The 1,987-nt window shown below is 64.8% G+C and carries 2 protein-coding genes; one reads left to right on the forward strand and one right to left on the reverse strand.

The window, feature by feature from the left end:
• The first annotated feature begins 118 nt into the window (after positions 1-118).
• The gene (locus A5736_RS10890; RefSeq protein ID WP_076246153.1) at positions 119-868 is read left to right on the forward strand and encodes a GAP family protein; all 750 of its coding nucleotides are present in this window, start codon (positions 119-121) and stop codon (positions 866-868) included.
• Between the two features lie 5 nt (positions 869-873).
• Here A5736_RS10890 and A5736_RS10895 read toward each other — a convergent pair whose 3' ends face one another.
• Entirely contained in the window at positions 874-1,845 is a 972-nt protein-coding gene (locus A5736_RS10895; RefSeq protein ID WP_254848344.1) for a class I SAM-dependent methyltransferase, read from the reverse strand.
• Between the last annotated feature and the right edge of the window lie 142 nt (positions 1,846-1,987).

Below are 1,987 nucleotides of genomic sequence, written 5' to 3' on the forward strand. Positions count from 1 at the left end.
GAAAGCGTGGCCAACACCGCCGATCTCCTGGAGAACTTCGCGCGCTCAAGACGGGTTGACTGACGTGCGCTGGCTACTGAAACGCATGTCCGCCGCGACAAGGTAGTGTCTTCGGGCTGTGTGGGGTTCCGTGCTGGGGCTGGCGCTTCTGTTGGCGCTCAACCCTGTGCTTCTCGGCCTCGTCCTGCTCCTGATCTCCCGGCCGCGACCGGTGCAAAACTTGGTCGCCTGCTGGGTGGGCTGCCTGATAACGAATGTGCCCGCCCTGCTGATTCCGCTGCTGCTTCTGCACGTCATGCCGGCGTTCCGAACGACCGCGCACAGTTTGGCGACCGCGGGGCCCAACTCCACCGCCCGGCATATTCAACTCGCCCTGGGTGCACTCGCGCTGTCGGTCTCGGCGCTGATCGCGGTGCGCTCCCGGGCGCGTCAGCGCGAACGGGTGCCGGCGCCGGTCGGCAATTCCCCGACCCTGGTGCTGGACTCCGATGCGCCGGAGCGCGGATCGGCGATCCGGCGCCTGACCGACCGCGCCAACAAGGCGTGGGAAAACGGGGCGCTGTGGGTGGCGCTGGTGACCGGCATGACGTTCTTGCCGGGCCCCGCCGTGGTTCTGCTCGTCGACACCACCGTCGTCGCCTCGGGTGCCTCGATCGGCACGCAGATCGTCGCGGCCATAGCCTTCGTCGTCGGGATGCTCGCGGTTTTCGAGATCACCCTCGTCACCTATCTGCTCGCACCCGCGAAAACCCAAGCGGCGCTTCAACCTCTGCACGAATGGGCGCTGGCCCACCGCCCTCAGGTGCTGGCGGCCATCTTCGCGGTGGTCGGGCTCTCGCTGGTGGCCAGGGGCGCCGGCATCATCTGACGGGCTCACTTCGCCCGCAAGACAAAGCCCTTCTGGTCCCCGCGGCCCTGCCTATTGAGTCGAGCCGCGCGTTTTTCCCACTCCCACAGTTGCCGGGCACCAAACATCCGAAGGATTTTCGGGTCGGTCACCGCAACGCCCCGCCGATAGGCTTCGCTGCCCATGAACTGGCCCAGGTTCGAATCATCAAATGTCTGTTCCACTCGCAGGCCGGCCTTCTCGGCGGCCAGTGCCATCGCCTGTCGCGAGGGTATGACGAAATGCCGGGGCGCGTCGATCTGCACCCAATCCGCGCCATAGGTTGTCCAGGCTTCGGATGAGGTCGTCGGCACGCGGGCCAGGCAGATGCCTCCGGCGGCGAGCTTCTCGCGGGCGACCTCAAGCATCGCGATCGGGTCCGGAACATGTTCGAGAGAGTGATTGAACATGATGAGATCGAATTCGCCCGTCACGTCGCTCAAGTCGCTCTTCATCAGGGGCACGCCCCGCGGTGTCTCGCGATCGGCCGCGATGAACGGATCTGCACCGGACAAGTTGGTGAATCCCGCTCTGGCCAACCGATCGAGCAGCAAACCGCTGCCGCAGCCCACGTCCAGAATTCGCGCGTCCCGTCCGAGCGGCAGCCTAGCGAGCATTCCGATGACATCCCCTCCGAGGAGAAGGCGAAGTATGCCGTCGGGCAAGCGCCTCGTCAAAAGCGGACCGACCAGCCGGCCGCCGGTATGCAATTTGTAGCGGTCGTGCCGCGTGATGAGCCATCCGAGAATCCGAGGCTCGTTGTACGAGTGATAGTTTCGCGGATAGTGCCGCATCAGCTCTTCGCCCTCGAGCACATCGACGATCTGCAACGTCTCGCACGCGGTGCAGAAATAGTATTCGAACCGCGCCTGGGTCCCGTACATCATCTCGCGTACCGCAAGAGTTCGATGGGGGCCGGTCGAGCCGCATAGCCGGCACTCTTTGGTGATCTCGTTCAGTCGGTCCTCCTGGCGAATCCTTTGAGGTAGCACGACGATCAGCCCACGGTCCGGGCCTGGGCGACGTTCTCCATGAGATCGGCGGCTACCGCGACGCTTTCAACGGGTTTGGTCATCCGGGTAGAGATTTCACGGGCCCGGG

This window comes from Mycobacterium sp. SP-6446, assembly GCF_001954045.1.
Lineage (GTDB): Bacteria > Actinomycetota > Actinomycetes > Mycobacteriales > Mycobacteriaceae > Mycobacterium.